The 19,449-nt window shown below is 73.5% G+C and carries 17 protein-coding genes; 9 read left to right on the top strand and 8 right to left on the bottom strand.

Annotated features, from left to right (window positions below):
- The first annotated feature begins 23 nt into the window (after nucleotides 1–23).
- The 3 genes from ACIBST_RS07875 to ACIBST_RS07865 all read left to right on the top strand — a co-directional run bounded on the left by ACIBST_RS07875 (nucleotide 24) and on the right by ACIBST_RS07865 (nucleotide 2,765).
- A complete protein-coding gene (locus ACIBST_RS07875) occupies nucleotides 24–1,055 on the top strand; it encodes a DUF418 domain-containing protein (protein WP_397170026.1) in 1,032 nt (343 codons plus the stop codon).
- 82 nt (nucleotides 1,056–1,137) lie between these two features.
- Nucleotides 1,138–1,647 carry a SigE family RNA polymerase sigma factor gene (locus ACIBST_RS07870; RefSeq protein WP_397170024.1) on the top strand — a complete coding sequence of 170 codons (510 nt, stop codon included), beginning with the start codon at nucleotides 1,138–1,140 and terminating at the stop codon, nucleotides 1,645–1,647.
- On the top strand, nucleotides 1,644–2,765 hold the full coding sequence (locus ACIBST_RS07865) for a hypothetical protein (RefSeq protein WP_397170022.1): 1,122 nt from the start codon (nucleotides 1,644–1,646) through the stop codon (nucleotides 2,763–2,765). The genes ACIBST_RS07870 and ACIBST_RS07865 overlap by 4 nt, the downstream gene beginning before the upstream one ends.
- On the opposite strand, the gene ACIBST_RS07860 is transcribed toward ACIBST_RS07865, so the two are convergent.
- From ACIBST_RS07860 to ACIBST_RS07845, 4 genes are read right to left on the bottom strand one after another with little or no spacing between them, the layout of a single operon-like run.
- A complete protein-coding gene (locus ACIBST_RS07860) occupies nucleotides 2,760–3,602 on the bottom strand; it encodes a sugar phosphate isomerase/epimerase family protein (protein ID WP_397170020.1) in 843 nt (280 codons plus the stop codon). The genes ACIBST_RS07865 and ACIBST_RS07860 overlap by 6 nt on opposite strands.
- Before the next feature lie 5 nt (nucleotides 3,603–3,607).
- On the bottom strand, nucleotides 3,608–4,444 hold the full coding sequence (locus ACIBST_RS07855) for a carbohydrate ABC transporter permease (RefSeq protein WP_352349562.1): 837 nt from the start codon (nucleotides 4,442–4,444) through the stop codon (nucleotides 3,608–3,610).
- Nucleotides 4,438–5,325, bottom strand: a complete 888-nt coding sequence (locus ACIBST_RS07850; RefSeq protein ID WP_357970638.1) for a sugar ABC transporter permease — start codon at nucleotides 5,323–5,325, stop codon at nucleotides 4,438–4,440. Before ACIBST_RS07850 ends, ACIBST_RS07855 begins: the two co-directional genes overlap by 7 nt.
- A 28-nt stretch (nucleotides 5,326–5,353) precedes the next feature.
- On the bottom strand, nucleotides 5,354–6,676 hold the full coding sequence (locus tag ACIBST_RS07845) for an ABC transporter substrate-binding protein (protein WP_397170019.1): 1,323 nt from the start codon (nucleotides 6,674–6,676) through the stop codon (nucleotides 5,354–5,356).
- A gap of 286 nt (nucleotides 6,677–6,962) precedes the next feature.
- On the opposite strand from ACIBST_RS07845, the gene ACIBST_RS07840 reads away from it, so the two are divergent.
- The 3 genes from ACIBST_RS07840 to ACIBST_RS07830 all read left to right on the top strand — a co-directional run bounded on the left by ACIBST_RS07840 (nucleotide 6,963) and on the right by ACIBST_RS07830 (nucleotide 10,058).
- Nucleotides 6,963–7,964: an SIS domain-containing protein gene (locus ACIBST_RS07840; RefSeq protein WP_352349568.1), complete on the top strand. Its 1,002-nt coding sequence runs from the start codon at nucleotides 6,963–6,965 to the stop codon at nucleotides 7,962–7,964.
- Between the two features lie 89 nt (nucleotides 7,965–8,053).
- Nucleotides 8,054–8,926 carry a PfkB family carbohydrate kinase gene (locus ACIBST_RS07835; RefSeq protein ID WP_397170018.1) on the top strand — a complete coding sequence of 291 codons (873 nt, stop codon included), beginning with the start codon at nucleotides 8,054–8,056 and terminating at the stop codon, nucleotides 8,924–8,926.
- Nucleotides 8,927–8,969: 43 nt separating this feature from the next.
- Entirely contained in the window at nucleotides 8,970–10,058 is a 1,089-nt protein-coding gene (locus ACIBST_RS07830) for a LacI family DNA-binding transcriptional regulator (protein ID WP_352349572.1), read from the top strand.
- A 15-nt stretch (nucleotides 10,059–10,073) separates the two neighbouring features.
- On the opposite strand, the gene ACIBST_RS07825 is transcribed toward ACIBST_RS07830, so the two are convergent.
- Nucleotides 10,074–10,361: a DUF3040 domain-containing protein gene (locus ACIBST_RS07825; RefSeq protein ID WP_357970689.1), complete on the bottom strand. Its 288-nt coding sequence runs from the start codon at nucleotides 10,359–10,361 to the stop codon at nucleotides 10,074–10,076.
- A gap of 359 nt (nucleotides 10,362–10,720) precedes the next feature.
- Nucleotides 10,721–11,329 (bottom strand): Dps family protein, encoded by a 609-nt coding sequence (locus tag ACIBST_RS07820; RefSeq protein WP_397170016.1) that lies wholly within the window; start codon nucleotides 11,327–11,329, stop codon nucleotides 10,721–10,723.
- Nucleotides 11,330–11,512: 183 nt separating this feature from the next.
- Between ACIBST_RS07820 and ACIBST_RS07815 the strand changes: the two genes are divergently transcribed.
- Nucleotides 11,513–11,647, top strand: a complete 135-nt coding sequence (locus tag ACIBST_RS07815) for a hypothetical protein (RefSeq protein ID WP_397170014.1) — start codon at nucleotides 11,513–11,515, stop codon at nucleotides 11,645–11,647.
- Between the two features lie 127 nt (nucleotides 11,648–11,774).
- Here ACIBST_RS07815 and ACIBST_RS07810 read toward each other — a convergent pair whose 3' ends face one another.
- Together ACIBST_RS07810 and ACIBST_RS07805 are read right to left on the bottom strand one after the other, a co-directional pair.
- The gene (locus tag ACIBST_RS07810; protein WP_397170012.1) at nucleotides 11,775–12,215 is read right to left on the bottom strand and encodes a PPC domain-containing DNA-binding protein; all 441 of its coding nucleotides are present in this window, start codon (nucleotides 12,213–12,215) and stop codon (nucleotides 11,775–11,777) included.
- A gap of 37 nt (nucleotides 12,216–12,252) precedes the next feature.
- On the bottom strand, nucleotides 12,253–12,792 hold the full coding sequence (locus ACIBST_RS07805) for a hypothetical protein (protein WP_397170011.1): 540 nt from the start codon (nucleotides 12,790–12,792) through the stop codon (nucleotides 12,253–12,255).
- Nucleotides 12,793–12,892: 100 nt separating this feature from the next.
- On the opposite strand from ACIBST_RS07805, the gene ACIBST_RS07800 reads away from it, so the two are divergent.
- Complete coding sequence (locus ACIBST_RS07800; RefSeq protein WP_397170009.1) at nucleotides 12,893–16,249, top strand: WD40 repeat domain-containing serine/threonine protein kinase; 3,357 nt, start codon at nucleotides 12,893–12,895, stop codon at nucleotides 16,247–16,249.
- 112 nt (nucleotides 16,250–16,361) lie between these two features.
- Nucleotides 16,362–19,370 carry an AfsR/SARP family transcriptional regulator gene (locus ACIBST_RS07795; protein WP_397170007.1) on the top strand — a complete coding sequence of 1,003 codons (3,009 nt, stop codon included), beginning with the start codon at nucleotides 16,362–16,364 and terminating at the stop codon, nucleotides 19,368–19,370.
- Nucleotides 19,371–19,449 lie beyond the last annotated feature (79 nt).

The following is a 19,449-nucleotide window of genomic DNA, read 5'->3' as shown; positions in this document are numbered from 1 at the left end:
CGCCCGCCGCAGGATGAGGCTTCATGCCCCATGACGACCCGCGGCCCGCCCGCGCCCTGCCCCAGGACAGCCCGCCCCCCGCCGCCGGGCGGTCGCGCATCATCGCGCTCGACGTCGTGCGCGGTTTCGCCCTGTGCGGGATCCTGCTGGCCAACGTCCAGCCGATCTCGCACGTCGGCACCGACCCCGTCACCGCGCAGCAGGCGACGCTCGACGACACCGCCCGCTGGCTGGGCCTGCTCGTCGAGCAGCGCTTCTTCCCGATCTTCTCGCTGCTGTTCGGCGTCGGCTTCTCGCTGCTGCTCGACTCCGCCGCGGCCCGCGTGCCCCGTCCGCGGGCGCTGCTGCTGCGCAGGCTCCTCGTGCTGGGCTGCATGGGCCTGGCGCACATGTTCCTGCTGTGGCGCGGCGACATCCTGACCGTCTACGCGGTCGTCGGCCTGGTGGTGCTGCTGCCCTCGACGTGGCTGCCGCGCTGGGCCGTGGCCGGGCTCGCCGCCGTGCTCGTCGTCGCGGCGCTGCTCGCCTTCGGGGGCGGCACGATGCTGGTGCCCGGCCTGTTCCTGCTGGGCTCGGCCCTCACCAGGTACGGCGTGATCGACCGGATCGAGAGCTCCACCCGCGTCCCGGCGCTGCTGGCCGTGGGCTTCGCCGCGGCCACCGTCCCGGCCCTGACCTGGCAGGCGGGGACCACGGGCGTCCCCCTGCCGATGGCCGCGTCCGGGCTGCTCATGGCCGGTCTGTACGTGTGCGTCCTGCTCGTCCTGCTCAGGACCCCGCTGCGTCCGGTGCTGCGGGCCGTCTTCGCCCCGCTGGGCCGCATGGCGCTGACCAACTACCTGAGCGCCACCGTCCTGGTCCTGGTCCTCGGCAGGCTGGCCGGCGGCCCCCCGGAGAGCTGGACGCTGACCACGATCGTGGGGATCGCCGCCGTCATCCTGGCTCTGCAGTGGGTGTGGTCCACCCTGTGGCTGCGCCGGTACCGCTTCGGCCCGCTGGAATGGCTGTGGCGCTGGGCCACCTGGGGCCGCCGTCCCGTCCAGAGGGTCCGGTGAGGCAGGAGAAAATTCCGGGACGAACCCCTGCAACCCTCCGCCCGGCCGGTCGCGTTGGAACGGGCGAAGGGAGATCACCACATTGGACGCTCATGACGGCTTCCGCGAGTTCGTCATCGCCCGGCAACAGGCGCTGATGCGGACCGCCTACCTGCTCGTGGGCGACCCTCACCTGGCCGAGGACCTGCTCCAGAGCGTGCTGGTCAAGGTCGTCCGGCACTGGCACAAGCTGGCGCGGGACGGCAACCCGGAGGCGTACACGCGTAAGGCGCTGGTCAACCAGTACATCTCGTGGCGGCGCCGGCCGAACCACGAGCTGCCCAGCGCCGACCCGCCCGAGCGCGCGGTCACCTACGACGAGGACGCGCTCGACCGGATCGTGCTGCGCCAGGCGCTGGACAAGCTGACGCGCAAGCAGCGCGCGGTGATCGTCCTGCGCTTCTGGGAGGACCTCACCGAGGCCCAGACCGCGGACGCGCTCGGCTGCGCGGTCGGCACGGTGAAGAGCCAGACCCATCACGCGCTGGCGCGCCTGCGCGCGCTGGCCCCCGACCTCGTGGACTCGCGAACCGCTCAGGAGGCGGCCCGATGACCAGACTGCGGAACGCACTGAACGGCATGGCCGAGGAGGCGCCCTCGGTGAACCTGGCCGACGTGGCGGTGGCGGGGTTCCGGCGCAGACGCCGGGCCTCGGCGACGCTGGCGGCCGCCGCCACGATCGCGGTGCTGGCCGGGGTGACGGCGACCGTGCTGGTGGCCGGGCCGCGACGGGTGCAGTCCGCCGCGCCGCAGACGGCGGCCGTGCCCGTGCTGCCCGCGGGGAAGGTGGGGACGCTCAGCCACGCCTACCGGGAGACCTGCCTGACCGCCAAGGGGAAGAGCGCGCCGCCCGGCTGCGCGCAGGACGAATGGCGGGTGGTCACCAGCGACGGCAGGACGTACCGGGTGCCCCAGGCGCTCGGGACGACCGCCAGGAAGGACCGCGTGCCCGTCGCCCTCAGCCGCGACGGCCGCATGTTCGCCTACTACGACAAGGACGCGGGGGCGCACGTCGTCCGGGACATGGTGACCGGCGTGGAGACGGTCTCCGCCGCGAAGGTGGCGGAGGAACGCCTCGGCACGGGCTCCATGCTGGTGGTCTCCGACGACGGCCGCCACCTGGCGTTCGACCCGCGCGAGGGCACCAAGGACCCCGGCCTGCTGATCGACGTGCGGACCGGCGGGACGGTGTCCGTCCCCGGCGTGTACGAGCCGGTCGCCATCAAGGACGGCGTCGCCGAGCTGGTCCGCTACCGCAGGACCGACCTGCTGTTCATGCCGGTCGCCGGCGGCGGCAGGCCGGTGCGCTTCGACGGCGTCTTCATCATGTTCAGCGAGCTCGCCCCGGACGGCCGCACGGTGGTCGCCTTCGAGTTCCCGCCCGGTAGGACGGCCCGGCCCGAGTACCTCACCCGCAGGCTCACCGTGCTCGACGCCAAGACCGGCCGCACCCTGCGGAAGGTCTCCGTGAAGGGCCTGCCGGGGCGGGCGGGGATCGACGGCACGACGATCTGGCGGAGCCCGTCGGAGGTCACGCTGATCGCCGAGGTCGGGCAGGACACCAGGGCCTACGCGGTGGACGTCCGCACCGGCCGGGCCAAGCTGGTGGCCGGCTATCCCGGCCGGTCCAGGGCCCAGCTGGTCACGCCAGGAGCCGCCGGCGGCCTATGAGGCTCCCGGGAGCGCTGCCTGTACGGAGGCCAGGCAGCGCTCCACCACGGGACGCGGGTCGAAGGCGTAGTCCCCGGCCCCGAACAGCTCGAACGTCATCGCCCCCCGGTAGCCCCTGCGGTCCAGCGCGGCCAGGTACTCCGCCAGCGGCAGCTCGCCGTCGCCCCAGGCCAGGTGCCCGGTGGGGGAGCCGTCGATGAGGTGCACGTGCCTGACCCGGTCGCCGAGGGCGTCGAAGTAGTCGTCCACGCCCTCCCCGGCCGCCGCCATGGCCACGGTGTCCAGCACCGCGCCCAGGTTCGGGGCGCCCACCTCGTCGATCATACGGGCCAGCGTGGGCGCGTCGTTGACCAGGTTGGACTCCACCCGCTGCAACGCCTCCAGCACGCAGGAGACGCCGAGCGTCCCGGCGTAGGCGCAGATCTCGCCGATCGCGTCGGCCGAGCGCCGCCAGGCGGCGGCGACCGGCTCGTCCTCGAAGCCCCGGCCCGGGGTCAGCAGCAGCAGCTCGGCCCCCAGCTCGGCGGCCAGTTCGGCGGCCCGGCGGAACATCGCCACGCTCGCGGCCCGCAGCCGGCTGTCCGGCGAGGCCAGGTTGACGGGGTAGGCCACCTGCTCGGGCGTCAGGCAGCGGACGGTGAGCCCCAGCCCGGCGGCGCGCCGGCGGATCGCCCGCGCCCCGGCGTCGCTCAGCCACGGCACGTGCAGCTGCGGCGCGACGCCCCACAGCTCCAGGTGCTCGCGCCCGAGCGCGGCGGCGTCGTCGAGGAAGCGGTCGAAGGGCAGGTGCTGGTAGGCGAAGTTGGAACCGGTGATCTGACGCAGTGACAACGACATCGGACTCACTTCCCGACCCCGTCGGCGAGGCCCTTGACGATGTAGCGCTGGCCGAGGAAGAACAGCAGCACCACGGGCAGCGCCGCGATCACCATCCCGGCGAAGACGACGGGGAAGTCCGTGCCGTGCTTGCTCATCAGGCTGGTCAGGCCGACCGGCAGCGTCTGCACGCCGGCGCCGCTGGTGAAGACCATCGCGAACAGGTACTCGTTCCAGGCGAACAGGATGTGCAGCAGCACGGTCGAGGTGAGGATCGGCTTGCACATCGGCAGGATGATCCGCCAGAACGCGGTCCAGCGGCCGCATCCGTCCATCTCGGCGGCCTCGTCCACCTCGCGCGGCAGGTCGATCATGTACGCCCGGATGAGGAACGTCGTGAACGGGATCCGGAACGCGGTGTAGAGGATCAGCAGCGCCCAGAAGCTGTTGTACAGCCCCATGGCCTGGAACATCTTGACCAGCGGCACGAGCGCCACGGTCGGCGCGAGCATGAGCCCGCCCAGGATGCCCATCGTGACGAACCGGTTGAACGGGATGTTCACCCGGGTCAGCCCGTAGGCCGCCCACGCGCTGACGAACACGGTGGCGACCGTGGAGGTGAGCGTGACCAGCACGCTCGTCGTCAGGTAGTCGCTCACCCCCCGGTTCCACGCCTTCTGATAGCTCTCGAAGCTCCAGCTCGACGGCAGCGCGAACGGGTTGCCGAACAGCTCGCTGTTGGACTTGAACCCGTTGAGGACCATCCACAGCAGGGGATACAGCACGACCACCGCGAGGCAGAGCAGGAACGCCCAGAGGAACACGCGCGCGATCACGCCGAGGAAGCCGCGGCGACTCACCATTCCACCCTTCTCTTACGGGTGACCCACATCTGTCCCACGGCGATGCCGAGCGTGATGACGAAGATCACCGTCGCGATGGCGGCGGCGTAGCCGAAGTTGTTGCGCACGAAGCCGCTGCGGTAGAGCCAGGTGCCCAGGACCTGGCTGGAGTTGTCGGGGCCGCCGCTGGTCATCACCATGACCTCGTTGAACACCTGGAAGGCGCCGGAGACGGTGACCATCATCATCAGCCCGGTCATCTCCCGCACGAGCGGCACGGTCACGTGGAAGAAGCGCCGGACCGGGCCGGTGCCGTCGATGGCGGCGGCGCCGTAGATCTCGCGCGGGATGCGCTGGATCGCGACCGCGAACAGCAGCGTGGAGTAGCCGAAGCCCTGCCACTGGCTCATCGCGATGATCGCCGACATGGCGGTGCTCTCCTGGCCCAGCCACGCCTGGGCCAGTCCGTCCAGGCCGATCGCCCTGAGCAGGTGGTTGAGCGGGCCCAGGTTGGGCTCGTAGATGAAGTAGAAGAGCAGGCCGGCGACGGTCATCGAGATCGCCGACGGGATGAAGTACACCGCCCGCAGGCCGCGCTGCCACCGCTCACTGCGCACGCCCTCGATCAGCGCGGCCAGCAGCAGCGCGCCGAACACCTGGAAGACGATCGAGACCACCGCGTACAGGACGTTGTTGCCCAGCGAGGACCAGAAGACCGGGTCGTCGATCAGCTTGCGGTAGTTGTCGAGCCCGACGTACTCCTGGGTGCCGCTGTAGATGTCCCACTTGAGGGTGCTGAACTGGAAGTTCTGCACCAGCGGCAGGTAGACGAACACCACGACCAGCGCGAGCGCGGGAGCCACCCACGCCAGGCCGAGCGCCCGTTGACGTATGGCACGCACCGGCATGCTCTCCCTCCGGCCGCCCGGCCTACTTCGCCGACTCCGACGCCTCGCGGACGCTCGCCAGCACCTTGTCGGGGGTCGAGCCGCCGCTGATCAGCGCCTCGCCGCCGGCCAGCCAGGCGTCTGCGACCTCGGGGACGGTGACGGTGTCGAGCCACGCGGCCAGCCGCGGCGCCTTGTTGACCTGCTCCATGCCCTCGTAGACGGCCTTGCTGGAGGTCTCGGGGCTGACCGCGCCGACGACCGTGCTGGGCTGCCCGTACGGGGGCGCCGACAGGGTCTTGGCGTTCTGCGTGGAGGTCACGAACTTCATGAAGTCGACGGCCAGCGCGGCCCGCGGCGACCTGGCGTTGATCAGGTAGCCCTCGGGCGCGCCCTCGATGGTCCTGGGGTCGCCGGCCGCGTTCCGGGGGACGGGGAGCTGGAAGATGCCGAAGTCGTCCGGCTTGAGGCCGTTCTTGTCGGTGGCGTTGTCGAACTCCAGGACCTCCTGGTAGTACATGGCCGCCTTGCCGTCGTGGAAGGCCTGCTGCGCCGAGCTGTAGAGCACGCCGTTGGTGCCCTTGCCGGTGTCGGTGCAGGTGTCCACCAGGGTCTTGAACCGGTTGAGCGCGGTCACGTAGCCCGGGTTGTCGAGCTTGGCCGTCTTCGGGCTGAAGTCGGCCTGCAGGACGTCGGCCGGCACGTCGTAGGCGAAGAGCTGCTGGAGGTAGTGCAGCGCGGGCCAGCCGTCCTTGTTGCCGAAGGCGATCGGCTCGTAGCCCGCCTTGCGCAGCGCCGCGCAGCTCCCGACCAGCTCCTCGAACGTGCCGGGCACCTTGACGCCGGCCTTGTCGAAGGCGGTCTTGTTGTAGCCCATGAACTTGCCGTTGCCGTACAGCGGGATGCCGTAGTACTTGCCGTCGTAGGCGAAGGCCGACAGCGAGCCGGGGCTGAACGTCCTGCCCCACTCGGTGTCCGGGCCGATCACCTTGCTCAGGTCGGCGGCCCGGCCGCCGCGCACGAAGTTCTCCGCCCAATTGCCGCTCCAGGTGAAGAAGACGTCGGGCAGCGCGTCGGAGGCGGTCAGCGTCTTGGTCTTGTCCTTGATGCTCTGGTCGGTCTCCTGGATGAGCTCGACCTTCACGCCCGGGTGCTGCTTCTGGTACGCCGCGGCCAGGTCCTCGAAGTACGGCTGCAGCGGGTCGCCGGCGAACTTGGTGAGGATGCTCAGCGTGCCGGAGAAGTCGGGCTTGGCGGACAGGTCGGCGGCGGGGGCCTTGGCCGCTCCGTCGCCGCCGCCGGAACAGCCGGCCAGGGCGAGCGTCCCGAGGAGCGCCGCGAACGACGTCATTGCGCGAGGGCGCATGGGCTTCCTTTCTCTCGGAGGGAGAGGGGGACCTGCCGGTCCGCGGTGGGGGTGTTGGCTGACTGTACAGATGAACTGATACCGGTACCAGAGCGCGAAGCAAGATTTTCTTTCCGAGCGCCTGCCGGCGGGCACTTTCCTGCGATGAAACAGCAGCACGCAGCCGGTTCTCGCAGGTGGGGTGTTGACGCGCGGCCGGATCCTGTGTCAGCGTGACCTCCGCGTGATACCGGTATCAGGCCGCTGGACGCCGCCGGCCCGCAAGCTTTCCCGAAAGGACGCGAAGATGCTCGGATTCAACGAGCCGGAATTCCTGTCGCAGCTGGCCAGCACCGTGGCCCTGCGCCCCCAGATCGAGGAGCTCGTCGATCGGCTCGTGGACCAGGGGTTCGACACCCTCCTGCTCGTCGGCGCCGGCGGCACGTACGCCCAGATGTGGCCCTACGAGCACCTGGCCAGGCGCAGCTCGACGCTCGACGTGCGCGCCGCCATCGCGGCCGAGCTGGTCGTCTCGGGCGACGCCCGGCTCGGCGAGCGCACGGTCGCGATCTTCACCTCGGTCTCCGGCACCACCGAGGACAGCCTGCGCGCGATCGAGTACGTCAAGGACAGGGGCGCGTACACGGTCGGCTTCACCGGCTACCCCGACTCGCCGATCGCCAAGGCCGTGGACGCCGTGCTGGTCTCGGAGCCGAAGGCGTGGCCGTTCGACCAGCAGATGCTGCTGTTCATGGGCCGCCTGCTGTCCCGCCGCGGCGAGTTCGAGGGCTACGAGAAGCTGGCCGGCGAGCTGGCCGGGCTGCCCGGCGTGCTGCTGGAGGTCGCCCGGCAGGCCGAGCCGGTGGCCGCCGCGTTCGCCGAGGCCCACAAGGACACCGACTACCACTTCCTCATCGGCGGCGGGAACCTGTGGGGATTCACCTACCTGTACTCGATGTGCATCCTTGAGGAGATGCAGTGGCTGCGCACCACCAGGGTGCACAGCGCCGAGTTCTTCCACGGCTCGCTGGAGCTGCTGGAGGAGGACACGAGCGTGCTGATCTTCCAGGGCGAGGACGAGACGCGCCCGCTCACCGACCGCGCCGAAGCCTTCGCCCGGCGCATCTCCAAGGACGTCACCGTCTTCGACACCCGCGACTACCCGCTGGACGGCATCAGCCCCGAGTTCCGCGGGCTGCTCGCGCCGCTCGTGCTCGACACGGTGCTGGGCCGGGTCAGCAAGCACCTGGAACGCGTCCGCGACCACTCGCTCGACCTGCGCCGCTACTACCGGGTCATGGACTACTAGGCCGCCGCCACCCCCGCTCCCGCTCCCGCCCGCCGGGACGGGAGCGGCCCCGGCCTGCCCACCCCGAACCCCCTCGGCACAGGAGAAACATGAGAGTCCTCGGCTTCGGCGACAACATCGTCGACCGGTTCGTCGATCGGGGCATCGACTATCCGGGCGGCAACAGCGTGAACGTCGCCGTCTACGCGGGCCGCCTCGGCGTCGAGGCCGCCTACCTCGGGGTCTTCGGCGACGACGACCTCGGCGGGTTCCTGCGCGAGGCCGTCGCCGCGCAGGGCGTCGCGGTCGACCGCTGCGTGGTGCGTCCCGGCGAGAGCGGCGTGTCCCGGCTGCGCGTGGACGACGGCGACCGGGTCTTCCTGGGCTGGAACGGCGGCGGCGTCACCGTGCGGGAGCCGCTGGCGCTGACCGGCGAGCTGCTGGCCTACGCCGGCTCGTTCGACCTGGTGCACTCCAGCGTCTACTCCGGCAGCGAGGACGAGCTGCCCGGCCTGGCCGGCCTGCGTCCCCTGGTCAGCTTCGACCTGTCCAGCGAGGACGACTACCGCACCCCCGTCTACCTGAACCGCGTCTGCCCGCACGCCGACCTGGTGCTCCTGTCCTGCTCCCACCTGGACGAGACGGGCACCGGAGACCTGCTGGCCCGCGCCGTGGCGAGCGGCGCCCGCCTGGCCCTCGGCACCAGGGGCGTGGACGGCGCGATGGCCTACGACGGCCACGACCTGGTCGCCGCCCCCGCCCGGCTGGTCGAGGACCCGGGGAAGATCGTCGACACCATGGGCTGCGGGGACGCGTTCCTGGCCGGGTTCGCGGTCTCCCTGCTGCGCGACGGCTGGCGCAAGGGCGCCGCGCCCGGCCGCGGGCCGCTCCTGCGCGCGCTGCTGGCCGGCGCGGAGACCGCCTACGACCAGTGCTTCGTCGAAGGCGCCTTCGGCTTCGGCAGGCCGGCCCCGCGCGGCTAGCATGGGCGTGCCCGCGACCCCCCAGAAACGAGGAACCCGTTCGATGGCAGCCGACCGGAGCCAGTCGGGCCGGCCGACGATCTCGGAGGTGGCCGCCGAGGCCGGCGTCGGCCGCGCCACCGCGGCCCGCACCCTCGGCGGCTACGGCTATGTCAGCCCGGAGCTGCGCGAACGGGTGCTGGCGGCGGCCGAGAAGCTCGGCTACCGCACCAACGCCCTGGCCCGCAGCATGTCCACCGGGGTCAGCCACACGCTCGGCGTGATCCTGGCCGACATCGGCAACCCGTTCTTCGCGGGCGTCATGCGCGGCATCTCCGACGCCTCGCGCGCCCGTGGGTTCGACACGATCGTGCTGAGCACGTACGAGCGGCTCGACGAGGAGGTGGCGGCCACCGACGTGCTCATCGACAAGCGGGTCGACGGCGTCATCATCGCCTCGGCGGCCGTGGGGCGCGACGAGGTCAAGCACATCAGGGCGGCCATGGGCCGGGGCATCCCGATCGTGCTGGTCGACCGCGCGGTCGCGCCGCTCGACCTCGACACGGTCGTCATCGACAACCGGGGCGCGGCCCGCGAGGCGGTCGAGGTGATGATCGCGGCCGGTCACCGGCGCATCGGGTTCGTGTGGGGGCCGTCGTCGGTCGATCCGCCCGTGACCAGGCGGGCGCTGCTGGAGAAGGCCCGCAACGTGTGGACCGACGGCGAGCGCCTGCGCGGCTACCTCGACGCCCTCGACGACGCCCGCATCCCCTTCGATCCCGAGCTGGTCATGACCGGCCCGAAGACCGAGGAGTGGGCCACCCAGGAGGTGGCCCGCATGCTGGCGCTGCCCGACCGCACCACCGCCCTGTTCTGCACCGAGACCGACGCCGTGACCGGGGCGCTGCGGGCCGTGCGCGCCGCCGGGCTGTCCTACCCGGCCGACATCTCGCTCATCGGCTTCGACGACAGCGCCTGGGCGGCCGTCATGGACCCGCCGCTGACGATGATCGAGCAGCCGGTCCACCAGCTCGGCGCGAAGGCGGCCGAGGTGCTGCTCGACGTCCTCGACGGGGCCGAGCCGCGGCACGACGTGCACACGCTGCGCTCGCGCCTGGTCACCCGCGCCTCGGTCGCGCCGCCGCCGTCCTGAGCGGGCGGCCGGCGGTCAGGGATGGGTGACCTGGGGCGAGGTGGTCACCACCTCGCGGGTGGGGCGCGGCGCGGGCGGGGTGCGCGGGCGGCCCGCCGCCACGAACACGACCGCCGACAGCAGCGTCATCGCGACCACGATGACCAGGATGAACGCCATCTCCCTGCGGGTCACCGGGCAGCGGCGGCGCCGGGCCGGTTTGGCGTTGAGCGCGTCGATGCGGCACGCGAAGTCGCGGTCCTGCCAGCGCAGATCCTGCTCGATCTCGGCCAGGATGCGGCGTTCGCGGTCCGACAGGCTCATGGCCGCCGCTCCCGTCCCGCGACGCCGTGGGCGGGGGCGGGCGGTGAGGTCAGCGGTTCGGTCATGTCGTTCTCCGTCGCTCCCGGTCAGAAGTAGCCCCCGTCAGGGCGGCCCGGTCGGGGCCGGCCCTGGTCAGAGGGCGTCCCGCTGGTGAGGCACGCCTTCGTGGCGGCGCGCTCTGGCGGGTCGCCGGCGGCCCCGAAGGCCCGCGATCCCTCCCGTACCCGGCGGCGCAGGCTCGATGCGGCGCCTTACCGCGCCCGGTATGAACCGTTACGCCCGGTGTGCGATGTCCGCCTAAATCCAGACATTTCCTTCACCTGGCGTCGATTTCCGGCTTACCGGACATCGGGGGCCGGTCAGCTGTCCGGCTTCTCCACCAGCGGGGTGTCCACCAGGTGCTCGATCAGGAACCAGGTCTGGAGCTCGTTCGTCCTGATGACGTCGGAGACCAGCAGGTCGTTGGTGCCGTCGTCGCCCATCTCCTGCGCGCGGGCGGCCGCGTCGTGGGCGGCCACGAGGATGGTCTCGTGCGCCTCGATCAGCCGCGAGAGCATGGCGGGCACCTCCTCGCAGCCGTTCGGCGGGCGCGGGATCACGGTGATCTCGGCCACGTGCCGGGGGTCGCCCACCGCGACGCCGCCGAGCGTCTGCACGCGCTCGGCCATCTCGTCCACCAGCGCGATCTGCTCCGAGGCGTGCTTGTCCAGCAGCAGGTGGAGCTGGTAGAAGGTCGGGCCGCGCATCAGCCAGTGGTGCTTCTTGTACAGGCTGTAGAGGATCTGGGTGTCGGCCAGGATCTGGTTGAGGCGCTGGCAGGAGTACTCGCGGGCGTCGCGGGAGAGGCCGAGCGGGAACATCCGCACAGTGCCGTACTCCTGGATCTCCACGCCGTTCACGTGCAGCCACGGCTGGCTGTCGGCCTTCGACCGGGTCGGCTTGGCGGTACGTTTGGTGGGCACGTACATCTCCTCAGATAGTCGGAACAATCGCCCGGAAACCTCCCCTCCGGCGCGCCAAGCGCCCCCACGAGCCCGCACAAGAGCCGGTCAACATCCGCCGCCCGCGATCGTTTGCCCGCAGGTCAGAGGGGTAGCCGGAGCGATGGGCGCGGGGGAGCCCCGTGCCCGGTCCGCCGGGAGGGGATGACGATGCGACGCAAAGAGCCCGAGGACGAAGAGACGCCCGCGGCCGACCTCGAAGGCCCCGAGGACGAGGAAGACTACGACGAGGAACGCGAGCGCTTCGAACGCATGAAGGAACTGAACCCGGACGACTTCGAGTGACCGCCTTCGAGTGACCGCCGCCGCCCGGTGGCCGGGCGGGAGCGGGCCGGGCCGGCGGCCGGGCGGGGGCGGCGCGGGCCGAGAGGTGATCGCCGCCGCGGTTGAGGGGCCCCGGCAGGCCCGGAGGTCAGCGCAGGTCGATGAGGGCCAGGCCGGTGGCGGGATCGTGGCGGCGCCGCAGGTAGCGGGGGGACTGCGTGACGATCACTTCCAGCGTCGGCCACACCTGGCCGGCCAGCAGGTGGCCGCCGCGGGTCGTGCCGTCGGGCAGGCCCACGACCGCATGGGCGTGCAGGTGGGGCCGTACGTCGTCGTCGGGCATGGCGAAGTCGCCGATCAGGGAGAGCACCTCGGTCTGGCGGTCGACCGGGATCGGCTCGTAGCGGAGCGCCTCCGGGTCGAAGAAGCCCAGCGTGACCTGCCGGAACCCGCCGATGCCGGTCAGCCGGGCGGCGCGGACGCCGTTGTCGGCCGCCCACGCCGTCAGGCTCTCGACCACCTCGTCACCGGGGTCGAGGACGACCGCGTACGTCTGCTCCTCGACGGTGGAGAGCCGCTTGCTGCGCATGACGATCTCCTGCCCGCAGGGCGCGCGGGCAACCCGGTCACTTCCAGACGGCCCTGGCCAGGATGTTCCCCAGCCCGGGGGTCTTCCACTGGTCGACGACCAGCACCTTCTCCTTGCGCAGATACCAGATGCGCTGGGTGAAGGACACCGGGGCCGGCTTGCCGGTCTTCGTCTGGCAGCCCAGCCTCCACTCGGTGAAGCGGGCCCGGTGCCCCGCCCCCACCTGCACGGTCGCGGCGCGGGACGGCCGGACGGGCGGGACGCCCTCCCAGTAGCGCCGGTCCGGGACGCACTCCACCACCCCGGTGCTGGGGTGGTACGGCTGCCCCGGCCGGTACGTGCCGCCCTCGGAGGCGTAGGAGACGGCCCGCGGCCCGCCGAGGGAGAAGCCGGGGCACTCCGTCGCCCGCTTGGAGCAGGCCCCGGTGACCACGTCGAGCCCGCCGATCGGGTCCTTCTTCACCTTCCAGGAGACCGGTATCTGGATGGTGAACCCCCGGAACGACACGGGTTTGGTGACCTGCGCGGGCGTTCCGGTCAGGACGAGCGCCGCGCTGAGCGTCAAGGTCATGAGCACGGCGGCGATCCTAGATCCTGACGCCGCCGGAATGTCAAGCACCGACGGGCCGGGGAAAATCGCCCGCAACTTTGCCGGCGATCATCGCATCCAACCAGCCGTGAACGCGTTGACCCCCGACGACCCGCAACGCCTGGGCGGCTACTGGCTCGCCGGACGGCTGGGCGCCGGCGGTCAGGGCGTCGTCTACGAGGCCTACGCCGAGGACGGCGCCCGGGTAGCGATCAAGGTGCTGCACGGCGACGGGGCAGGACGGCTGGCCAGGGAGGCCGAGGTGGCGCGGCGGGTCGCCTCGTTCTGCACGGCCCGCGTGCTCGCCGCCGAGCTGGACGGCCCGCGCCCGCACATCGTCAGCGAGTACGTCGCCGGGCCGAGCCTGCGCCAGGCGGTCGCCGGCGGACGCCGCTTCCGCGGCGGCGACCTGCACCGCCTGGCCACGGCGGTGGCGACGGCGCTCACCGCCATCCACGAGGCCGGCGTGGTGCACCGCGACCTCAAACCGGACAACGTGCTGCTCGGCCCGGACGGCCCGCGGGTCATCGACTTCGGCATCGCGCGGACCGCCGAGATGTCGCTGACCGCGACCGGCCTGGTGACCGGCACGCCGACGTACATGGCGCCCGAGGTGTTCGGCGGACGGCGGGCCGGCGCGCCCGCGGACGTGTTCGCCTGGGGCTGCGTCGTGCTGTACGCGGCCACGGGCGCCGACCCGTTCGAGGCCGGGAGCCTGGGCGGGGTGATGCACCGCGTGTTGTCGGCCACGCCCGACCTGGCCGCGCTGCCGGACTCGCTGCGCCCGCTGGTGTCGGCGGCGCTGAGCAAGGAGCCCGGCCGGCGTCCCGAGGCCCGCCGGCTGCTGCTCGCGCTGATCAGCGGGGACAGCGGGCTCGACACCGCCCGGCTGCTCGAACGCGGGCGACAGGCCGCCCACGTCGCCGGGACCGTCGCCGGGACCGTCGCCGACCCGGCGCTCGGCACGCTGGCCGAGGACTCCTACACGCTGCTGACCCCCGCCGAGCGGGAGCTGGCGCCCGAGGTGTTCCTGCGCCTGTTCACCGTCGACGGCATGGGCGAGCTGGACACCCGGAAGGCCGCCCTGGACGAGCTGCTGGCCGGCCGGCCCGCGGCCGAGACGGCGGCGGTCACCAGGATCCTGGAGGTGTTCGCGTACCTGCTGGGCCGCGACGGCCGGGAGGTCTGGCTCGCCCGTCCGGCCCTGCCGCACGCCTGGCCGCGGCTGCGCCGCTGGATCGAGGCCAACAGGGAGGGGCTGGCCGTCCACGGCCCGATCCTGGCCGCCGTCCGCCGCTGGGACGAGGGCGGCCGCAGGGACGGCGGCCTGTTCCACGGCACGATGCTGGAGGAGGCCCGAAGCTGGGCGGCGACCGCCCGCCGCGACATCAGGCTGTCCCAGGCCGAGCGCGACTTCCTGGACTCGTCGGCGCGGCTGGCCAGACGCCGGGTCCGCCGCGCCCGGCTGCTGACGCTGAGCCTGGCGGGGCTGCTGGTCGTCGCGCTGGTCACGGGCGGCCTGGCGGTCCAGCAGGGCAGGCTCGCCGCCGCCCGCGCCGACGAGCTGCAGGACCGCCTGACGACGTCGGAGTCCACCCGCCTGGCCGCGCGCGCCGAGGCGGCCAGGCGCAGCGATCCGGTGCTGGCCGGGCTGCTCGCCGTGGCCGCCTGGCGGCTGCGGCCCACGCCGCAGGCCAGGGCCGCGCTGACCGCGGCGCTGGCGCAGCGCGAGCGCGGCATGTTCCGCGACCCGGCCAGCGCCCGCAGCACCCTGCGGGCGCTGGGCGCCGACGGCCGCGCGCTGCTCAGCGTCGGCCAGGACCAGGCGCGGCTGTGGGACCTGCGCACGGGCCGGCGCGTCACGCTGATCTCCGGCCTGGGCCTCGGCCGCGACCCGGTGTCCGACATCGGGCTGTCCCCGTCGGGCCGCACGCTGGTCGCCGCCACCACGCGTCGCGCCCGCGCCTGGGACGCCGCCACCGGCCGCCCGGTCGGCGCCTGGCCGGCGAACCGGACCAGGGACCTGATCGAGGGCTGGCAGGACGTCGTCCGCCGGCACGAGGGCCGGAAGGTGATCGTCAAGCCGGGCGACAGCCGGCAGTGGAACGTCACCGACCCCGCCGCCCGGCGCGGCACGCTGAGCCCCGACGGCCGGTGGCTGGCCACGTCCGGCGACGGGACCCTGACCCTGAGGCACCGGCAGGAGGGCTGGACCGAGGAGGTCGGCGAGGGCACGGAAGGCGGCTGGAACAAGGGCGATCCCGTCTTCGACCAGGCGGGCCGGCTGCTGGCCACCGTCACCGACGCCACCGTCCAGTTCTGGCGGCTGCCCGACAGCCACCTGCTGAGCGCCGTCCCGGTGCGCGGGGACGTGGACGCCGGCGCCCGCCCGGCCGCCGCCTTCGACGGCACGACCTTCCGCTACCTCGTCGGCGACCAGGTGTTCGCCGTGGACGTCGCCGACCTGGTCAACGAGCCGGTCGAGGGCCCGCCGCACGAGCGGGCCGACCTCGGCGAGGACGGCCTGCACCTCGTCGTGGACGGCGCGCTCCGCCAGGTCGGGGGCGGGACGTCCGGCCGCCTGCCCGCCGCGCACGCGCTCGCCTTCAGCCGCGACGGCCGGAGCCTCGCGCTGCTGTCGAGCCATGACGTCAGCGTGCTGGACACCGCGACCAGGCAGCCCGCGGGCGGGTTCGCCGCCGGCGCGGGGCGGGCGCAGCCCGAGCTCGTCCGCTTCAGCCCGGACGGCGGCCGGCTCGCGCTCGTGCTCGACGGCCCGGGAACCGGCGAGGACGCCGTCGAGCTGTGGGACTGGCGGGCGCGCCGCCGCCTGTGGAGCACGCCCCTGAGCCAGGTCGTGGACCTGGCGTTCGCGCCCGACGGGGGGCGGCTGGCGGTGACCGGCCTGGACGTGCGCGTGTTGCGGGCGGCCGACGGCCGGGTGGCGGGCTCGCCGTTCAGCGTCTTCGGCAGGGACGTCCTGGGCTCGTGGGTGAGATTCACCCACGCGGGGGACGGGCTGGCCGTGTTCGACTCGCGCGGCCGGCTGAGCACCTGGGACGCGGGCGGCCGGCGGCTGACCGAGGCGACCGAGGGCTTCCCCGTCATCGGCACGCCGGCGTACTCGCCGGTCGAGGACCTCGTCGCGGTCAACGCGGGGCAGGGCCGCGTCCGCCTGATCGACCCGAGGACGGGCGGCGACCTCGGCCTGTCCGCCGACCCGGGCGGCGGCCTCGACCGTGACGAGGGCGAGCTGCTGTCGATCGCCTTCACGCCCGACGGCTCGCACGTCCTGACGGTGGACGCCGGAGGGACCATCGGGCGCGTCCCGGCCGCCGCCGAGCTGGTGGCGAGGACGGTCTGCGCGCGCGCCGGGCGGGCGCTGACCGAGCGCGAGTGGCGGACGTACGTGCCCGCGCTGCCCTACCGGCCCGTCTGCGGCTGACGCGCGCGGGACCGGGTCAGGGTCCCTCACCCGGGATTGTCAAAACGCCGTCGCGGGGGATGTACTGCCGACCGGAAAGCCGATCTTTCCGTTCGGCCACGAGGGAGGCACGGTGGACTTCGCGATCCTCGGCACGCTCCGGGTCAACGGCCCCGGCGGGCGGGTGCGCCTGAGCCGCAAGCAGCGGGCCGTGCTCGGCGTCCTGCTGCTCCATCCGGGCGCGACGGTCTCCAGGGAGCGCCTGATCTCCGCCGTCTGGGACGACCCGCCGCGCTCGGCCCTGGCCAACGTCCAGACCTACGTCCACCAGCTCCGGCGGTCCCTGGAGGGCAGCGGCCTGCTGGTGCGCACCGAGGGCTCGGGCTACGTCTGCGAGGTCCCGCCGGGCAGCCTGGACCTGCTGGTGTTCGAGGACACCCTGCGGCTGGCCCGGCGCGAGCGGGCGGCGGGCGACCTGGCCGCGGCCGAGCGCGCCTACGCCGGGGCCGTCGCCCTGTGGCGCGGCGCGCCCGCCGAGGACGTGCCGCTCACCGGTGCGATGGCCCCCCGGCTCCTCGAACTGGAGGAGCGCCTGGCGGTCGCCCGGTCGGAGTGGATCGACGTCCGACTCGCCGGCCGGGACGCCCAGGACGACGTCGTCGCCGAGCTGCGCGCCCTCATCGCCGCCCACCCGCTGCGCGAGCGGCTGTGGGAGCAGCTCGTGGTCGCCCTGCACCGCGGCGGGCGGCGGGACGAGGCGCTGGAGGCGTTCCGCGAGGCCCGCGAGCTGCTGGTCGCCGAGCTTGGCCTGGAACCCGGCCCGGAGCTGCGCCGCCTGCACGCCGCGCTGCTCGCCGGCGCCCCCGACCTCGACCGGCGGCCGGTGGCGACCGAGGCGGGCGGCCCGCTCCAGGCGTTGTGCCAGCTTCCCGCCGACACCGCCGACTTCGTCGGCCGGGAGCCGGAGATCGCCGAGCTGCTGTCGCTGTTACGGGCGCGGCCGGACCGGCTCAGCCCGCCGATCGCGATCCTGTCGGGGCTGCCGGGCATCGGCAAGACCACGCTCGCCGTGCACCTCGCCCACCTGCTGCGCGCCGACTACCCGAGCGGCCAGCTCTTCGTCCGGCTCGGCCAGGACGCCCGCGGCCCGCGCGACCCCGCCGAGCTGCTCGACGTGCTGCTGCGCTCACTCGGCCTGGACGGCGCCATGATCCCCGCCTCGGCCGAGCAGCGCGCCGGGCTGCTCCGCCAGCGGCTGGCCGACCAGGCGGTGCTGGTCGTGCTCGACGACGCCGTGGACGAGGCGCAGCTCCGCCACCTGCTGCCGGGCACGCCGCGCGGCGCCGTCCTGGTGACCTCCCGCTCGCCGCTGCCCGCGCTGGAGGGCGCCGTCCGGCTCCCGCTCGACCTGCCCGGCGAGCGGGACGCCCGGCTGCTGCTCGAACGCGTGGCCGGGCGCGACCGGATCGGCGCCGCGCCGGACGCCGCCGAGGAGATCCTGCGCTCCTGCGGCCGGCTGCCGCTGGCGCTCAGGGTCGCCGGGGCCCGTCTGGCCATCCGCCCGGTCTGGCCGGTCCGCGAGCTGGCCACCCGCCTGGCCGGGCACGACCTGGACGAGCTGGTCGTCGGCGGCCTCGACGTGCGGGCGACGTTCGAGCCCGGCTACGCGGCGCTGCCGGAGTGGGCCAGGCACGCCTTCCGCCTGCTCGGGCTGTCCGGGCTGGACAGCGTCGCCGAGTGGACCACCGCCGCCCTGCTCGGCCTGTCCGCGCGGGAGGCCGACGCCGTCCTGGAGACGCTGGTCGCGCGCGGCATGCTCACCTCCACCGAGATCGACGCCGCCGGTCAGCCCCGCTACCGGCTGCACGACCTGCTGCGCGTCTACGCCAGGGAGCGCGCCGAGGCCGAGGAGCCCGCCGGGCAGCGGCACGCCGCGCTGACCCGGCTCGCGCTGGAAAGCCTCCGCAGGACCAGGGCCGCCACCCGCGGGCTGCCCATCCCGCTGTCCCCGCCCTACGAGCGCGGCGAGCCCGGCCCGGGCACGACGGCCGGCACGACGGCCGGCATGGTGTGGTTGTCGGCCGAGCGGCGCACGCTGGTGCTCGCCGTCACCGCCGCCGCCGAGCTTGGGCAGGTCGCCACCGCCGCCGAGCTGGCCCACCACCTGACCGGCTACCTGACGATGGAACGCTTCCTGGCCGACGCCGAACGCGTCCAGCAGGCGGTGATCGCGGCGGCGACCGCGGCGGGCGACGAGCGCACGGCCCTGCGGTCCAGGCTGCTGCTGGTCAACATGGACATCGAGCGGGGCCGCTACCCGGCCGCCGACGAGGCGTGCGGGGAGCTGCTGGCCGCCTTCGAGCGGGTCGGCGACCGCCATGGGGCCGCGTACGCGCTGATCAGCCGGGCCGCCGACCGCCACGGGTCGGGCCGGCTGGACGAGGCGCTGGCCGACGCGTACGCGGCGATCGAGCTGCTGGCCGCGCACGACGACGCCGCCGGCCTGGCCTACGCCTGGACGTGGCCGATCTGGATCCACATCGAACGCGGCGAGTACGACCAGGCCGTCAAGATCGCCCGTGCCCGGCTGGCCGAGACCGGCGAGGACGACCACGGCACCCGCGGCAACCTGCTGCGCGCCCTCGGCACCGCCTGCTACCAGGCGGGCGAGACGGCCGAGGCGGTCGCGTGCTACCGCGAGAGCCTGCTGACCGCCCAGGCCGTCGGCGACCGGGTCGAGATGAGCAAGGTGCTGCGCAGGCTCGGCGAGGCGCTGGGCGCGCTCGGCCGGTTCGAGGAGGCGGCCGAGACGCTGGCGGCGAGCCTGCGGCTGTTCGTGGAGTGCGGCGACGTCCTGGGCGAGGCGCTGAGCGGGCACGCGCTGGGCGTCGTCCGGCTGCGCCAGGGCGACCCGCGCGAGGCGCTGCGGCACCTGGCCGCCACGCTGGACCGGCTCGGCCGCGACGGCCCGCAGGTGTGGCGGGCCCGCACGCTCACGGAGATGGGCCGCGCCCACGCCCGCCTCGGACGGCACGAGGAGGCGGCCGCCGCCTGGCGGCACGCCCTGACCCTGTTCGGCGACACCCCGGAGGGCCGCCAGGTCGCCGCCTGCCTGAAGAACCAGCCCCACGACGAACCGTGACCCCCGCCCCCGGACCGGGCGCGGGCCTTCTGCTCGGCCCCGAGCCTCTTGACCGCCCCCGGACCGGGCGCGGGCCTTC

The sequence above is a fragment of the Nonomuraea sp. NPDC049684 genome (assembly GCF_044465345.1).
GTDB lineage: Bacteria > Actinomycetota > Actinomycetes > Streptosporangiales > Streptosporangiaceae > Nonomuraea.
The sequence above is the reverse complement of the archived record's forward strand: the minus strand, read 5'-3'. Positions and strand labels throughout refer to the sequence as shown.